General features: G+C 46.6%; 14 protein-coding genes. 10 read left to right on the forward strand and 4 right to left on the reverse strand.

Translation table 11 applies throughout. The features are described 5' to 3' along the window. Positions 1 to 35: 35 nt before the first annotated feature. Complete coding sequence (proB, locus tag KO531_RS10715) at positions 36 to 1,154, forward strand: glutamate 5-kinase (RefSeq protein ID WP_219251160.1); 1,119 nt, start codon at positions 36 to 38, stop codon at positions 1,152 to 1,154. Positions 1,155 to 1,166: 12 nt separating this feature from the next. Next, positions 1,167 to 2,444 (forward strand): glutamate-5-semialdehyde dehydrogenase, encoded by a 1,278-nt coding sequence (locus KO531_RS10720; protein ID WP_219251161.1) that lies wholly within the window; start codon positions 1,167 to 1,169, stop codon positions 2,442 to 2,444. A gap of 104 nt (positions 2,445 to 2,548) precedes the next feature. On the opposite strand, the gene KO531_RS10725 is transcribed toward KO531_RS10720, so the two are convergent. The 3 genes from KO531_RS10725 to KO531_RS10735 form a co-directional block, all read right to left on the reverse strand. Next, positions 2,549 to 2,857 carry a hypothetical protein gene (locus KO531_RS10725; protein WP_219251162.1) on the reverse strand — a complete coding sequence of 103 codons (309 nt, stop codon included), beginning with the start codon at positions 2,855 to 2,857 and terminating at the stop codon, positions 2,549 to 2,551. A gap of 210 nt (positions 2,858 to 3,067) precedes the next feature. Beyond that, entirely contained in the window at positions 3,068 to 3,544 is a 477-nt protein-coding gene (gene ybaK / locus KO531_RS10730) for a Cys-tRNA(Pro) deacylase (protein ID WP_219251163.1), read from the reverse strand. A 119-nt stretch (positions 3,545 to 3,663) separates the two neighbouring features. Next, positions 3,664 to 4,584 (reverse strand): DMT family transporter, encoded by a 921-nt coding sequence (locus KO531_RS10735; protein ID WP_113941182.1) that lies wholly within the window; start codon positions 4,582 to 4,584, stop codon positions 3,664 to 3,666. Positions 4,585 to 4,872: 288 nt separating this feature from the next. Here KO531_RS10735 and dnaK point away from each other — a divergent pair, with 288 nt between their 5' ends. The 3 genes from dnaK (at position 4,873) to KO531_RS10750 (ending at position 8,929) form a co-directional block, all read left to right on the forward strand. Then, positions 4,873 to 6,792, forward strand: a complete 1,920-nt coding sequence (dnaK, locus tag KO531_RS10740) for a molecular chaperone DnaK (protein WP_105251655.1) — start codon at positions 4,873 to 4,875, stop codon at positions 6,790 to 6,792. Between the two features lie 110 nt (positions 6,793 to 6,902). Continuing rightward, positions 6,903 to 8,039 carry a molecular chaperone DnaJ gene (gene dnaJ / locus KO531_RS10745; RefSeq protein ID WP_113941183.1) on the forward strand — a complete coding sequence of 379 codons (1,137 nt, stop codon included), beginning with the start codon at positions 6,903 to 6,905 and terminating at the stop codon, positions 8,037 to 8,039. Positions 8,040 to 8,335: 296 nt separating this feature from the next. Further along, complete coding sequence (locus KO531_RS10750) at positions 8,336 to 8,929, forward strand: hypothetical protein (protein WP_113941184.1); 594 nt, start codon at positions 8,336 to 8,338, stop codon at positions 8,927 to 8,929. 730 nt (positions 8,930 to 9,659) lie between these two features. On the opposite strand, the gene KO531_RS10755 is transcribed toward KO531_RS10750, so the two are convergent. After that, positions 9,660 to 9,938, reverse strand: coding sequence for a DNA polymerase III subunit epsilon (locus tag KO531_RS10755; RefSeq protein ID WP_219251164.1), 279 nt, complete (start codon positions 9,936 to 9,938; stop codon positions 9,660 to 9,662). A gap of 312 nt (positions 9,939 to 10,250) precedes the next feature. On the opposite strand from KO531_RS10755, the gene KO531_RS10760 reads away from it, so the two are divergent. The 5 genes from KO531_RS10760 (at position 10,251) to dapB (ending at position 14,983) form a co-directional block, all read left to right on the forward strand. Beyond that, a complete protein-coding gene (locus KO531_RS10760) occupies positions 10,251 to 11,582 on the forward strand; it encodes a DEAD/DEAH box helicase (protein ID WP_219251165.1) in 1,332 nt (443 codons plus the stop codon). 137 nt (positions 11,583 to 11,719) lie between these two features. Next, on the forward strand, positions 11,720 to 12,304 hold the full coding sequence (locus KO531_RS10765) for a GNAT family protein (RefSeq protein WP_219251166.1): 585 nt from the start codon (positions 11,720 to 11,722) through the stop codon (positions 12,302 to 12,304). Positions 12,305 to 12,453: 149 nt separating this feature from the next. Beyond that, on the forward strand, positions 12,454 to 13,263 hold the full coding sequence (locus KO531_RS10770) for a M48 family metallopeptidase (RefSeq protein ID WP_212599359.1): 810 nt from the start codon (positions 12,454 to 12,456) through the stop codon (positions 13,261 to 13,263). 219 nt (positions 13,264 to 13,482) lie between these two features. After that, a complete protein-coding gene (locus KO531_RS10775) occupies positions 13,483 to 14,100 on the forward strand; it encodes an FKBP-type peptidyl-prolyl cis-trans isomerase (protein WP_006083907.1) in 618 nt (205 codons plus the stop codon). 70 nt (positions 14,101 to 14,170) lie between these two features. Beyond that, on the forward strand, positions 14,171 to 14,983 hold the full coding sequence (gene dapB, locus KO531_RS10780; RefSeq protein WP_105251661.1) for a 4-hydroxy-tetrahydrodipicolinate reductase: 813 nt from the start codon (positions 14,171 to 14,173) through the stop codon (positions 14,981 to 14,983). Positions 14,984 to 15,002: the final 19 nt, after the last annotated feature.

Here is a 15,002-nt window from a genome sequence, read left to right on the forward strand (position 1 = left end):
TAAGGATTGTTCGGTTATTTTGTTACAAATGAATAATGAACTTAAGTGAGATTGCGTATCGCCGCGTGGTAGTGAAGTTAGGGACGAGTGTGCTGACCTCTGGCAGTAAACAGCTAGATAAAGCCCACATGGTTGAGCTTGCTCGTCAAATGGCCGCACTGATGAAGTCAGGGGTCGAAGTCGTATTATGCACCTCAGGGGCAATTGCCGCTGGGCGTGAACATCTCCAATACCCGACGCTGCCCGACACTATGGCCAATAAGCAATTGTTAGCCGCTGTCGGGCAAAGTCAGTTGATCCTCGCTTGGTCACAACTCTTTAGTATTTATGGGCTGCATGTCGGCCAATTGCTGCTGACCCGTGCCGATTTGCAGGATAGGGAGCGTTACCTCAACGCCCGCGACACGCTCAATGCCTTGCTGGCGAATAATATTGTGCCGATCATCAATGAAAACGATGCCGTTGCCACTAATGAAATCAAAGTCGGTGATAACGACAATCTATCGGCCCGTGCCGCGCTGTTGTGTGATGCCGATTTATTGATTTTATTGACGGATCAAAAAGGCTTATTTGATGCCGATCCGCGCACGAACCCGAATGCTAAGTTGATCTCCCAAGTCGTCAAGATTGACGATAGTCTGCGTATGTTGGCGGGCGGTTCTGTATCGGGTTTAGGCACGGGTGGTATGTCGACTAAATTGGAAGCGGCGGATATTGCTCGCCGTGCAGGTATCGAAGTGGTTATCGCCTCTGGCCATCACCCTGATGTGATCAAAAAGGTGGTCGCCAAAGAGTCCGTCGGTACTCACTTTAGTGCCATCGAAAACCCGCTCGAAAGCCGCAAACAGTGGATTCTAGCGGGACCTGCGACTCAAGGTTCATTAGTGCTTGATGCGGGCGCGGTCAAAGCCGTGACTGACAAGGGCCGCAGTCTATTGTCTAAAGGTATCGTAGGCGTTAAAGGTCAGTTTGAACGTGGTGCGACGCTACAATTAGTTGATCAACAAGGTAAAGTGATTGCTAAAGGTATGACACGATACTGTGGCCAAGCCCTGAGTTTGATTGCGGGTAAGCATTCCGATGAGATCGAGTCTGTACTCGGTTACGATTATGGTGATGCAATAGTTCACCGCAACGACATGGTTGTCTTATAAGCGAGGTCTGTTTTGAGTCAAATGAATCAAGATCAGTATTTACAGCAACTTGGCCAAAATGCCAAACAGGCCAGTTATGCTTTAGCCAATTTAACGGCGAACCAAAAGGCTGACTTACTCGAAGCTATTGCCGATGCGCTGACGGCAAACTCCGCCGCCATTTTAGCGGCTAATGCTAAAGACGTTGCCGCCGCTAAGAACGATGGATTAACTGAGGCGATGATCGACAGACTGTTGCTCGATGATGCGCGTTTAGCGGGCATTATCGGTGATATCAGCGATGTGATCCGCCTTGCTGATCCCGTGGGCGAAGAGTTTGGCAGCAAGTTATTAGATAACGGTTTAAGGCTGACTCGTCGCCGCGTACCGCTGGGCGTGATTGGGGTTATCTACGAGGCGCGCCCGAATGTGACTGTCGATATCGCGGTACTTGCCCTTAAAACGGGTAATGCGGTGATCCTCCGTGGCGGTAAAGAAACCCTTGAATCGAATAAGCTTATCAGCGAAGTGATCCGCGGCGCGATTGTCGCCCAAGGGTTACCCATAGATGCGGTGCAATTTATTGATTCTTCAGACAGAGCCCTAGTGACAGGTTTACTTAAGCTCGATCAATATGTCGACATGATAGTGCCGCGCGGCGGTCAAGCATTGCAGCGCTTATGTGCCGAGCAAGCGACGATTCCAGTGATTTTAGGCGGCATTGGTATTTGCCACTTGTATGTCGATAAAAATGCCGACCTTGAGCGTGCCTTAGGCGTAATCGCTAATGCCAAAGTGCAGCGTCCAACGGTGTGCAATGCCCTTGATACCTTGCTGGTGGATGAGCGCGTGGCGAGCAGCTTTGTACCGCAAATTGCCGAGTATCTGCATCGTCTAGGCGTGCGCTTTTCAGTTTGTGACACAAGTTTTAGTCTGCTGGATGGTTTAGGGTTCGATGTGACGCTTGCTAAGGCTGAGGATTTTGGTATTGAATGGCTGTCATTAACCTTAGGTATCAAAGTCGTGGGCGATATCGATGCCGCTGTTAGCCATATTCGCCAGTATTCTAGCGGCCATTCGGAAGCCATTTTGACCGATGATATTCATGCAGCGGCGCACTTTATGAATGAAGTGAACTCAGCCGCCGTGTATGTGAATGCCAGTACTCGTTTTACCGATGGCGGTCAGTTTGGTCTTGGCGCTGAAGTGGCTGTGAGCACGCAAAAACTGCACGCCCGCGGTCCTATGGGGCTTGAGGCATTAACCACATATAAGTGGTTAGCTTGGGGTGATTACACTAGTCGTGTTTAGCGGTAAATACCGATAAACCCAAAGCCGTTAACCTACTACGTTGACGGCTTTTTTGTTTGCGGTATCCAACTGAATAGCGACATCAATGTGTTTGGCTAACAAGTTTAGCTGCTTATGGCGAGCGGGGTATAAGTAACAAGTAACCAGATACAGAAAAATATCGTCGACATAACGACAGTGAATTTACGAAAGGCCTTGATGTATTCCAAGGTATAAATAAAGTACTTTTCTTGTACTCTGCGAGTGAGTAAAACCGAAGGCAGCATAAAACTGCAATAGAGCATGACTACCATAGTGGTAAAACTGTTTCCCCAGAAATGCTCATAAATAAATAAGGCGATGCAGAGTAGCATGGCGCACCAACTGATAGGGCTGATGCTATTTTCTGGATTCCATTGGGTTGATTTTTCCATCTGACTATCCTTAGTCGATTTGTACCTCAGTACAATTTATAGACGGATATCTCGGCTTTATCAAACGCTTTCCACTGTTAGACTCAGTACGCTGGCCAGTTTGTTGCCGTTTGAGCCTTGTTCACCATTTATCTAATAGGAGCGCGTACAACTTAAAGTGAATTGCTTACTTAACGCCGAATGACTTGTGCTTAATGTGGCCAGGATAGCTTAAAGAGTCTTGATATCGGCAAATTCGCCTTTGCAAAGCAGGGCTAAGTCTGTTGCCGCTAAGCTTATTTCTAAACCGCGTCTGCCCGCGCTTACATAGATTCTATCGAAGCCTTGAGCGCTGGCATCAATCAAGGTTGGCAATTGTTTCTTTTGCGCTAAGGGACTAATACCGCCAACCAGATAGCCTGAGGATTTTTGTGCTAGGTCGGCATCGGCCATTTGTAGTTTCTTTTGTCTTAAGCATTTAGCTACGGCTTTTAGATTAAGCTGATGATCGACGGGCACGAGCGCGACGGCAATCGGCGCATGAGCTTTGTCGATGGAAACTAAAAGGGTTTTAAATACTTGCGCGGGTTCGAGCCCTAAGGTGTTAGCGGCTTCTTCGCCGTAGGCGGCGCAGTGTGGATCGTGGCTGTACTCTAAGATATCAAACGCGATCTTGGCTTTTTTCGCCAATCGGACGGCCGGGGTCATTTTATACTCCTTCACAAAATGGGAGATATTAGCGCTTAATCTTGGCTTAAAATGTTAGCCAGCTCTTTTAATTGGCTCATTGCCGTGAGCTAACATTATTTAAGGCTGCTACCCAACGATTATTCCGCTAGCTTTGTGCTTATCTTGTTTTTACGCTCTAAATAACGGGGCAGAAGTTGCTGTAACATCATCCCCGATAAAATAAAGGCTAGGCCGAGATAGGTTGCCATCGCAATCGTTTCTTGCAAAATCCACGCGATAAAACCAATCGACATCACAGGAGATAAAAACACCATAGTGCTGATGTTCGCAGTGCGAGTGGCGGTTTTCAGCGCCATTAACCAGAGCACAAAGGTAATGCCCATTTCAAACAAGCCCACATACATACCTGCAAATATCGCCTTAAGACTAAAACTGGGTAGGGTATCTGTCAGCACTAAGGTGACGGCAATAAAAGGTAAGCCGATAAGAAAACTCAATAATAAACTGACCACAGGATCGCCTTGATCTTTGGTGTTGACGATCCAATATAGGCACCAGAGTAAGGTGCTGGTCAGCGCCAATCCGATACCGAGCGGGCTATCAAAACTAAAGCCACTGATATCGCCGCCGGTGGCAATAATAAACACGCCAGTATAGGCAATCAGCGCGGCAGCTATGTCGCTCTTACGCAAATGTTGTTTTAACAAAGGCGCGGCCAGTAACGGCAGTAATACCGCCCAAGTGTAATTAAGTGACAACGCTTGCTGCGCTGGCAGTAAGGAATACGCTTTAAATAGCACGACATAGTAAAGGAAGGGATTGATGAGCCCAGTCACCAGATAAAACATGGGGCGGCGTAAAAACTGTTGCTTGAGTAAGGAAAGCTTTTTTTGCCAAGCAAGGATTCCGGCAAGGGCAATAATCGAAGTGAGTACGGCAACAAACACCAGTTGCAGCGGTGTGTAGTAACTCAAGGCAATCTTAAAGGCCGTAGCCACTGTAGACCAGAGAAAGACCGCCGCCATGCCATACACGTACGCTAAATTCGAAGACTTCACTCTGCTACCTTACTAGGATAAACATCCGCCAAATGTGGGCAGATTGAATAACAGCTTTGGTTGATAAGCAAGACTATTTTATGTGATTGGATATTTTATCCTGCTGTAGATGCGAGAAAGATAAATCAGAAAATTTTTTTGTTCGCCCTTGTAATTAAATTCCCTGTCCCAATATAGGTATCAAGGCAGAGAAGGTGGCCAACGATGGACTTGATATTTAAACCGTCTAGCCCCATATCAAAACCAACTAAACAAATTTAGATTGAATGACATTTTTCGGAGGACCTCATGGGTAAAATTATTGGTATCGACTTAGGCACAACAAACTCTTGTGTAGCTGTCCTCGATGGTGGCAAAGCACGTGTGTTAGAAAACGCTGAAGGCGATCGCACAACCCCGTCAATCATCGCTTATACAGATGATGAAACCATTGTCGGTTCGCCAGCAAAACGTCAAGCTGTGACTAACCCGACTAACACATTCTTCGCGATTAAGCGTTTGATTGGTCGTCGCTTTAAAGATGACGAAGTCCAACGTGACGTGAACATCATGCCATTCAAAATCATTGCAGCCGACAACGGTGATGCATGGGTTGAATCGCGTGGCAACAAGATGGCTCCACCACAAGTTTCTGCAGAAATCTTGAAAAAGATGAAGAAAACCGCAGAAGACTTTTTAGGTGAAGAAGTAACAGAAGCGGTTATTACTGTTCCTGCTTACTTTAACGATTCACAACGTCAAGCGACTAAAGATGCGGGTCGTATCGCAGGTCTTGATGTTAAACGTATTATCAACGAACCAACGGCTGCAGCATTAGCCTACGGTATCGATAAGAAACAAGGCGACAACATTGTTGCAGTATACGATTTAGGTGGTGGTACATTCGATATCTCTATCATCGAAATCGACAGCAACGATGGCGACCAAACATTTGAAGTGTTGGCAACCAACGGTGATACCCACTTAGGTGGTGAAGACTTTGACAACCGTTTGATCAACTACTTAGCTGACGAATTCAAGAAAGAGCAAGGCTTAGATCTGCGTAAAGATCCATTAGCAATGCAACGTCTGAAAGAAGCAGCAGAAAAAGCGAAAATTGAACTTTCAAGCACCAACCACACTGAAGTGAACCTGCCATACATCACGGCAGACGCAACAGGTCCTAAGCATTTAGTGATTAAAATCACTCGTGCTAAATTGGAATCATTGGTTGAAGACTTGATTATCCGTACATTAGAGCCACTAAAAGTTGCCCTGGCTGATGCAGATTTATCTGTAACAGACATCAACGAAGTGATTCTAGTGGGTGGTCAAACACGTATGCCTAAGGTTCAAGAAGCAGTGACAAACTTCTTCGGTAAAGAACCTCGTAAAGACGTGAACCCTGACGAAGCGGTAGCCGTAGGTGCTGCAATTCAAGCGGGCGTACTGTCAGGCGACGTGAAAGACGTATTACTGTTAGACGTAACACCACTGTCTCTGGGTATCGAAACCATGGGCAGCGTGATGACTAAGTTGATTGAAAAGAACACCACTATTCCTACTAAGGCGCAGCAAGTGTTCTCAACAGCCGATGACAACCAAAACGCAGTGACGATTCACGTACTGCAAGGTGAGCGTAAGCAAGCGAGCGCGAACAAGTCATTAGGTCAGTTCAACTTAGACGGTATTGAGCCAGCTCCACGTGGCCAGCCACAAATTGAAGTGATGTTCGACATCGATGCCGACGGTATTCTGCATGTGTCTGCGACAGACAAGAAAACCGGCAAGAAACAAAACATCACCATCAAAGCCTCTTCTGGCTTAAGCGAAGAAGAAGTGGCACAAATGGTACGTGATGCCGAAGCTCACGCAGATGAAGACAAGAAGTTTGAAGAGTTAGTGCAAGCACGCAACCAAGCTGACGGCTTAGTCCACGCGACTAAGAAACAAGTGGAAGAAGCGGGTGATGCATTGCCAAGCGAAGATAAAGAGAAAATCCAAGCTGCTATGGCCGCTGTTGACACTGCCAGCAAAGGCAATGACAAAGAAGCCATTGAAAAGGCAACTCAAAACTTGATCGAAGCATCTGCTAAGCTGATGGAAATCGCTCAAGCTAAGTCTCAAGCTCAAGGCGGCGACAATGCCGACGCGGGCAAACAGGCTAACGCTGCTGCCGATGACGTTGTCGATGCTGAATTCGAAGAAGTGAAAGACGACAAGAAATAATGACTTGTTTTCAATCAAATAGATTGATTTCAAAGCGTTAATTTCTAGGCGGGCGTTACGGGGCAACCCTAACGCCCGTTTGTTCAACACCAGCTGAGAAGCATGAGATTATGTCAAAGCGAGATTATTACGAAGTATTAGGTGTCAGTCGTGACACCAGCGAACGTGAAATTAAAAAGGCCTATAAACGTCTGGCCATGAAATTTCACCCAGATCGCAACCCAGGCGACAAAACTGCAGAAGCTAACTTTAAAGAAATTAAAGAAGCCTACGAGATCCTAACCGACGCCGACAAAAAAGCGGCCTACGACCAATTTGGTCATGCGGGTGTGGATCCTAATCGCGGTGGCGGTGGTTACGGTGGTGGTCAAGGCGATTTCGGTGATATTTTCGGTGATGTCTTTGGCGATATTTTCGGCGGTGGACGTCGTGGTGGCGGTCAACGCCAAGCGGCCCGCGGCTCAGATTTACGTTACAACCTAGAGTTATCACTGGAAGAAGCCGTTAAAGGTTTAACCAAAGAACTGCGTATTCCAACGCTGGCGACTTGCGATCTATGTGAAGGCAGCGGCGCTAAAAAAGGCACCTCTGCAACCACTTGTGGCACCTGTCATGGTCAAGGCCAAGTCCAAATGCGCCAAGGTTTCTTTGCGGTGCAACAGCCTTGTCCAACCTGTCATGGCCGCGGCAAGATCATCAAAGATCCTTGCACTAAGTGTCATGGCGATGGCCGTGTTGAAAAGAGCAAAACCTTATCAGTTAAGATCCCAGCCGGCGTTGATACGGGCGACCGTATTCGTTTAGCGGGTGAAGGCGAAGCGGGTGAGTTTGGCGCGCCTCCAGGGGATTTATACGTTCAGGTCAGCGTGCGTGAGCATGCGATTTTCGTCCGTGATGGCAACAACCTTTACTGCGAAGTGCCGATATCCTTCAGTAAAGCGGCCCTAGGCGGTGAGATTGAAGTGCCAACACTCGATGGTAAAGTCAGCCTGAAGATCCCAGCCGAAACGCAAACGGGCCGTATGTTCCGTTTACGTGGCAAAGGCGTCAAGTCGGTTCGCAGCCATGCGGTAGGCGACTTGCTCTGCAAAGTGGTTATGGAAACCCCAGTTAACTTAAACGATCGTCAAAAAGAACTGTTACGCGAATTTGAAGCCACCTTAACCGGTGAGTCGAAAAAACACAGCCCAAAGGCTGAGGGCTTTTTCGATGGCGTGAAAAAGTTCTTTCAAGATCTGAATAGCTAACTTGGTCTAGTGGCGCAGAGGTTAGCTGCGCACTAGAAGAAAAAAGCCCTGCAATGGTTAACCTTGCAGGGCTTTTTTATATTCGGATTTATGCCCAAATATTAAAGTGTTTAAAGTTGAAGCAGCCTGCGGTGGTGTTTCACCAATTAGCTGCTTAATTGTCCTGTGTCGTACTTCGGAGTTGAATTCGGAATCAAGCAGTTGCTATAAAACAAAATGACTATGACCGTAAATAGCGTTACTATAATGAAAAGTAACACTTAATATGCACCGTAACTGCTAATGAGAGAGTAATTATGGATTCAATAACTGGAGAATATGGACAAATCAGAAAACCCTTAATTTACTATAAGGGAAATCTCGTAGCATTGAATATATCTGAAGAGTCTGAGTCATATTTTGGCGGTAACTTACCATTAATATCTAACTTTCCCGAGACAGCAAAGTTACATCTTTTGTTTACATTAAACAGAGATATATTAGATTTATTCGACAACATCCAGTTTTCTAGCATAGCATTAATTTATCCGTTTATGCATGATGGTGGTTCAATCAAATATCAAATAAGATATGACGGAAGTATCAAGATACAATCAGTCCATCCCCGAGAAGCTGAAAATGATTGGCCCTATGAAAATTACCCAACCTCCTTTTTAAAAGTGAAATTTGCACACGAACAAATCCTAAAAATGGATTTTAATGATTTCAAAAATCTACTTCCACAAGGCCAATTCACTAACAATAGTGAAGAAATAATAATAGTCATTCCTCCTCAAGCTGGTTATGAAGTTTCTCTTTGGGGCGATGATGGTGATGCAGAAAATGTTTTATGTGTTTTTAGAATCTGCCCTAAAACTGGTAATGTATATGCAGACAATCAATGCAGCTAACAAGAGCAGACCACGGACTTGCAAACCTATTAATTTAATTGTCCACTAAATAATAAAACTTGTACCAAATTTAAATATAGCCACTACTCCCTTCATGATAATGCCCAGAAGATCAGACGGGCATCCACAGTAATTGCGTGGTAGTTAATCTCCAGCTTTGCTTAAGCATTGAACAAGGAGGTTTGTATGCCGTGTCATTGAAATGATTGGACAGGCAGGAAATGTTATTGAGACACTCATTATTAAATTTTAGAAAGATGGAGTGTTAGTTCTTTTTTTAAATACGAATAAGTAACACTGAAACTTCAGGAGTTCATATTCCCTGCGAAGTTGTCTAAATACGGAGTAAAAATGCCGTGGCGACATCATGGATGATGGTGCAGGCTCGGGGGCACATGGATGTGCCATCTGAGCCATTAGGCAATTTTTGTTGGAGTATGAGACCTTGCTGTTATTAATGAATGAGCAATGCATGTAACTTCGCTAGGGTGAGTGCTGCGTAGCAGCGTTTCGAACGAGAGCCAAGGCTGGCAGTTAGACATGGAGGTTGTTCGTCAAGGGAGCATCTAAGGAGGATAGGACGAGCAGTCCTCCTTGGTCGATTTCTTAATAAAAAATCAGGGGAGAAGTCCTACGTCGTTGATTTTGATTTGGATTTAAAAATCCAAACGAAGTTTGGAAATGGGGTATGCGTGAGCCATCAATGATGATCAATGGCTCTTTTGAGAGGTTACTCTTCTGGAACAGTAAATGTGGCTTCGACTTTCTCTAATTCTTGCTCGGTTTTAAGCTGAAACGCTTGCTGCTTTTTAAGTTTGGCTTCTTCTTCAAGTGCAGCTTCTCTTTGTTTAAATTCGTGTCTCTCTGGTTTAGTTAGAAACTTAAACGCGAGCTTGTTGCCCAGTACGTAGGCGACCACGTCTTCACCTTTTGTGCGGCGTTCATCGACGCGTTGTGAAAAACGGGCGTTATCGCGGGCTTTACGTTCTTCGGCATTTAACTTACTCATAATCTGTTCTCCTCATTTAGTTAATCACGGTAGTGTTCCACTACGTTCAGTTAAACAAATGAGTTGTGTTGCACATTCATAAAGCTGATTGGGCGGGATTCTACCATAAGCGCTCACGAAAGCTGTGGGATTAAAATCTACCATTCCATCACCTGCGTTAACTTTGCGCACATAAGAAAGATGCGGCTAGAGTCACTTTTAAGATAAACCACGAACACCGAAGCGACAGCTTGCGTAAAAGCCGAAACAACATTGGTATTCAAAGGCAACTCTCAGTAAACTTTCGCTCCCATGTTTTGATCCGGTGCTGTGATGACCTTTCCCGAGCTTTCTTCTTCCCCTGAGTCGTTAACTTTTGCTGAGCTTGGCTTAAATTCGGCGTTACTTAAGGCCTTGCCTGCAACACTGGCGCATCCGACAAAGGTGCAGCAATTGGCGATTCCGGCCATTCTTGCGGGACGGGATTTGTTAGCCTTAGCACAAACCGGTAGCGGGAAAACCTTAGCTTTTGGTTTGCCACTTCTACAACAAATTTTGTTGCAACAGCAAACACAGTTACAGGGTGCTAAGTCTGTGCCGCCTCCAAATGCACTGGCGTTAGTGCTGGTGCCTACACGGGAATTAGCGCTGCAAGTGACTGAAGCGTTGCAAGCGGTGGCAAGTCAGTTATCGGCTTCGTTGATCATTCAGCTTCTGTGCGGTGGGGTCGCACTGGAAGACCAATTAGCCGAACTTGCAGCCAAGCCGCGGGTATTAGTGGCAACCCCTGGGCGTTTACTGGATTTATGCAAACAGTCCCACATCAGCCTCGATTCGATAAAACATCTTGTGCTGGATGAAGCTGACCGCCTGTTGGAAATGGGGTTTTGGCCCGATGTGCAAAAGCTGATGGCGTTTATGCCTAAGCTTAAGCAAATCTTGTTATTTTCTGCCACCTTGCCCGAGGCGTTGGATACATTAACCGAAAAGCTGCTGGTGAATGAGCCGCTACGGGTCGAAGCCCACAAAGTGAATTCTGTAGCTGGTGAAATCGAAGAACAGCTTTATTTAGTCAACAAGGGCAGTAAAGCACAGGCATTGATTGCGCTATTAAAACAATATCAATGGCCGCAGGTGCTGGTGTTTATCAGCGCCCGTGATGATGCCGATGCCGTCGCTAAACGGCTCGCCAAAGCGGGGATGAAAGTCGCCGCGCTGCACGGTGAAAAAGATCAAACCGTGCGCAGCCAAACCTTGGCCGACTTTAAAGCCAATCGCATTCAAGTATTAGTGGCGACAGACTTAATGGCGCGTGGCATTCATGTCGATGCTTTGCCAGTTGTTATCAATTTGGATTTGCCCATGAGTGCGCCTGTGTACGTGCACCGCATTGGCCGCACCGCCCGCGCTGGCGAAAAAGGGCTGGCGATTTCCCTCGTGTGCCACGGTGAAATGGCAACTTTAACGGCAATTCGCAGCTTAACCGCGCGGGAGTTACCGCTGGCATTATTGGCTGACTTTCCGGTAACGGATAAGCCGAGTGAAAAAATCACTGATGGCGCCACTGAGATCAAAGTTGAGCGTAAGCGACCACCACGGGATAAACAGGCGAATCGCCGTAGCATCAATAAGCACAGCGCCAAAGAGTTTAAAGGTAAGCGCTGAGCTTGAAGCTATTCATAGCGTTCAAGTTTGGCGTGCCATAATCACTAAACAGATAACAGAATAAAGCGCATTGGCCGCTGTTATCACTTTCGCTCTGGGTGTAACTTAGTGACTTATTTACATTAAGGAGCTAAGTCATGGGATCGACATTGGCGTTAAGCAAAGCACTTCATAAAGTGGTGAATAACGGTTTAACGACCGAGCACTTTGTACTTAGGCCATTCCAGCGAGCGGATCTTGAGGCTTTTACCGCCTATCGAGCCGACCCTAAGGTCGCCAAATATCAAAGCTGGACGGATTACAGCTATAGCGATGCACTCACGTTGTTCGAGAAGATGGATTATGCACAATTTGGTGCGGTTGGTACTTGGTTTCAGCTTGCAATTGTCACTGTCGCATCGGGAACTACACCAACCCAATTAGTTGGCGATCTGGCGCTGCAATTTATTGATGAGCAGCAGGTGGAAATTGGCTTTACGATTGCGCCTGAGCATCAAGGTAAACATATTGCTTTTGAGGCCGTCAGCGCATTGCTGGATTACCTCTTTATTGAATTGCATAAGCATAGAGTTATTGCCATCACCGATGCACAAAATCTTGCCTGCTGTCGCTTACTCGAAAAACTCCGCTTTAGGCGCGAAGCCCATTATGTGAAAAACATCTTCTTTAAAGGTGCGTGGGGCGATGAGTTCGTCTATGCCTTGTTAAAGGAGGAGTATTAATTCCTTTTAGGTGCAAAGTATCGCTAACGCGCGCCGCCAGTGTTTCTCTATTTGGCTTATCTTGTCTATCTCAGTAAAATCTTTCCATTAGTTGAGCCCGTGTTGGCTCAAAGATCTTCACGCCCGTCATGGGATTTAAGGAGTGCCACATGAAATCAATGCGTTTAGGCTTAGTGGGTATGGCGGTCGCGCTCGGATTATCGGCCTGTGCGACCACGCAATCGCCAACGGGGCGAGGGCAGACCTTGTTGTATTCAGCGGCGCAAATGCAGCAGATGGGCGATTCCTCCTTCGAGGAAATGAAAAAACAGCAAAAAGTGAGTAGTGATAAAAAGCTGACGCAATACGTCAATTGTGTCGCTAATCGTATTACTGCAGTGCTGCCGGACCAAACCCAACGCTGGGATGTGGTTTTGTTTGACTCAGAACAAGTCAACGCTTTTGCTCTGCCGGGTGGGCATATTGGGGTTTATACCGGATTGCTTAAGGTCGCTAAGGGACCTGATCAGCTTGCTACTGTGCTCGGTCACGAAGTCGCGCATGTGTTGGCGCAGCACGGTAACGAGCAGGTTTCCCGTGGACAGTTAACGGGCGTTGGAATGCAGATTGCCGATGCAGCGCTAGGGGCGAGTGGTGTGTCGAATCGCGACTTATATATGTCGGCATTGGGACTCGGTGCTCAGGTGGGGGTTATTCTGCCTTTTGGTCGCGCCCAAGAGAGCGAAGCCGATATTATGGGCGTAGAGCTAATGGCTCGAGCGGGTTTCAATCCGGCTCAGAGTGTTGAGTTATGGCAGAATATGTCGAAGGTGGGCGGTAGCCAAGGGCCGGAGTTATTATCGACCCATCCATCGAACAGTAATCGCATTGCTCAGCTACAACAATTGCAAGCACAGATGCAGCCACTTTATGCCAGTGCTAAAGCGCAGGTGAACAATCAATGTGTGGCGCCGAAATAAGCTGAAGTCTATTTAAGATCTAAGTGCCCGTTTAGTGAGTGTTCGCTGTCGTTTGTGGAGAGATATGTGTCCTTAACCTATTTATGCTTTTGGATAAATACGCAATAAGTGTGTAAAAAAGCCTCCTTAGTTAAATAAGCAGTCAGTTTACCAGCATAGCTCGCTGAACTATGGTAAACTGGCGCGCAAAATTCCACTGATAATTGAGAGTCGTTAATTATGTCTGATAAATTCAGTACTGTTGAACAGCAAGCAAGCTACGGTGTAGGCCGTCAAATGGGTGAGCAACTGGCCGCCAATTCTTTTGATGGCGTGGATATTCCAGCCGTTCAAGCGGGTTTAGCCGATGCGTTTGCCGGTTTAGAAAGTGCTGTGTCTATGCAAGATCTGCAAGTTGCTTTCACTGAAATTAGCGGTCGTATTCAAGCTGCTCAAGAGCAAGCTGCTGCTGCTGCGTCTGCTGAAGGCGATGCCTTCTTAGCTGAAAATGCTAAGCGTGATGGCGTGACTGTGACTGACTCTGGTCTGCAGTTCGAAGTATTAGTCCAAGGTGACGGTGCTACTCCAACTTACGAAGATACTGTTCGTACTCACTACCATGGTTCTTTCATCAATGGTGATGTGTTCGACAGCTCTGTAGTTCGTGGCCAACCTGCTGAGTTCCCAGTTTCTGGCGTTATCGCTGGCTGGACTGAAGCACTGCAACTGATGCCAGTAGGCACTAAGTTGAAATTATTTGTGCCACATCACTTAGCTTATGGTGAGCGCGGCGCGGGGGCATCGATTCCTCCTTATTCAACTTTGGTATTCGAAGTTGAATTATTAGATATCATCTAATATTGAAAAACGCCTAAGCCTGTCTTAGGCGTTTTCTTATGGAATACAAAGAAAGATTGAGGAGATTGAAATGAGTGGACAAGTGAGAGTGGCAATCGTCGGTGCCGGTGGTCGTATGGGACGCACTCTTATTGAAGCGGCCTACAATCACGACCATATTTTACTGGGTGCCGCCATTGAGCGTGCAGGCTCAAGTTTAGTGGGTGTGGATGCGGGTGAGTTAGCTGGTGTGGGTAAATTAAACGTCATGATCATGGATTCGCTCGATTATGCGACCGATGATTTTGATGTGTTGATCGATTTCACCGCGCCAGACGCCAGTATTGTCCATTTAGATTGGTGTGTTCGCCATAAGAAAGCCATGGTGATTGGCACAACGGGTTTCAATCATGCTCAAAAAGAACAGATCAATGCCTTTGCCGAGCAAACACCGGTCGTGATGGCGCCGAATATGTCTGTGGGTGTCAATTTGATGTGGAAATTACTCGAACTGGCTGCCGAAGTCATGGGTGATTACACGGATATCGAAATTATCGAAGGCCACCACAGACACAAAAAAGATGCGCCGTCGGGTACAGCCCTGAAAATGGGTGAAGTGATTGCTAAGACCTTAGGTCGCGATCTTGAAAAATGTGCCGTATATGGCCGCGAAGGGATCACGGGTGAACGTGACCGTGAAACTATCGGTTTTGCGACTATTCGTGCTGGTGATCTCGTTGGTGAACATACGGCCATGTTTGCCGATATCGGTGAGCGTTTAGAGATCACCCATAAAGCTTCGAGTCGTATGACCTTTGCTAATGGTGCTATGCGTGCCGCTCACTGGCTCGTGGAGCAAAAGCCGGGCTTGTATGATATGCAGCAGGTTTTAGGTTTGCATTAATATTAAAAACGCCGATATG

The sequence above is a fragment of the Shewanella sp. NKUCC06_TVS genome, from assembly GCF_019345515.1.
In the GTDB taxonomy this organism is placed as follows: domain Bacteria; phylum Pseudomonadota; class Gammaproteobacteria; order Enterobacterales; family Shewanellaceae; genus Shewanella; species Shewanella oncorhynchi.

What these genes read in the sequence shown, in the direction of transcription:
- proB (WP_219251160.1), top strand. Translation starts at nt 36, where the DNA reads ATGAACTTAAGTGAGATTGCGTATCGCCGCGTGGTAGTGAAGTTAGGG.
- KO531_RS10755 (WP_219251164.1), bottom strand. Translation starts at nt 9,938, where the DNA reads ATGAGTAAGTTAAATGCCGAAGAACGTAAAGCCCGCGATAACGCCCGT.
- dnaJ (WP_113941183.1), top strand. Translation starts at nt 6,903, where the DNA reads ATGTCAAAGCGAGATTATTACGAAGTATTAGGTGTCAGTCGTGACACC.
- dnaK (WP_105251655.1), top strand. Translation starts at nt 4,873, where the DNA reads ATGGGTAAAATTATTGGTATCGACTTAGGCACAACAAACTCTTGTGTA.
- KO531_RS10760 (WP_219251165.1), top strand. Translation starts at nt 10,251, where the DNA reads ATGACCTTTCCCGAGCTTTCTTCTTCCCCTGAGTCGTTAACTTTTGCT.
- KO531_RS10775 (WP_006083907.1), top strand. Translation starts at nt 13,483, where the DNA reads ATGTCTGATAAATTCAGTACTGTTGAACAGCAAGCAAGCTACGGTGTA.
- KO531_RS10750 (WP_113941184.1), top strand. Translation starts at nt 8,336, where the DNA reads ATGGATTCAATAACTGGAGAATATGGACAAATCAGAAAACCCTTAATT.
- KO531_RS10765 (WP_219251166.1), top strand. Translation starts at nt 11,720, where the DNA reads ATGGGATCGACATTGGCGTTAAGCAAAGCACTTCATAAAGTGGTGAAT.
- ybaK (WP_219251163.1), bottom strand. Translation starts at nt 3,544, where the DNA reads ATGACCCCGGCCGTCCGATTGGCGAAAAAAGCCAAGATCGCGTTTGAT.
- KO531_RS10770 (WP_212599359.1), top strand. Translation starts at nt 12,454, where the DNA reads ATGAAATCAATGCGTTTAGGCTTAGTGGGTATGGCGGTCGCGCTCGGA.
- dapB (WP_105251661.1), top strand. Translation starts at nt 14,171, where the DNA reads ATGAGTGGACAAGTGAGAGTGGCAATCGTCGGTGCCGGTGGTCGTATG.
- KO531_RS10725 (WP_219251162.1), bottom strand. Translation starts at nt 2,857, where the DNA reads ATGGAAAAATCAACCCAATGGAATCCAGAAAATAGCATCAGCCCTATC.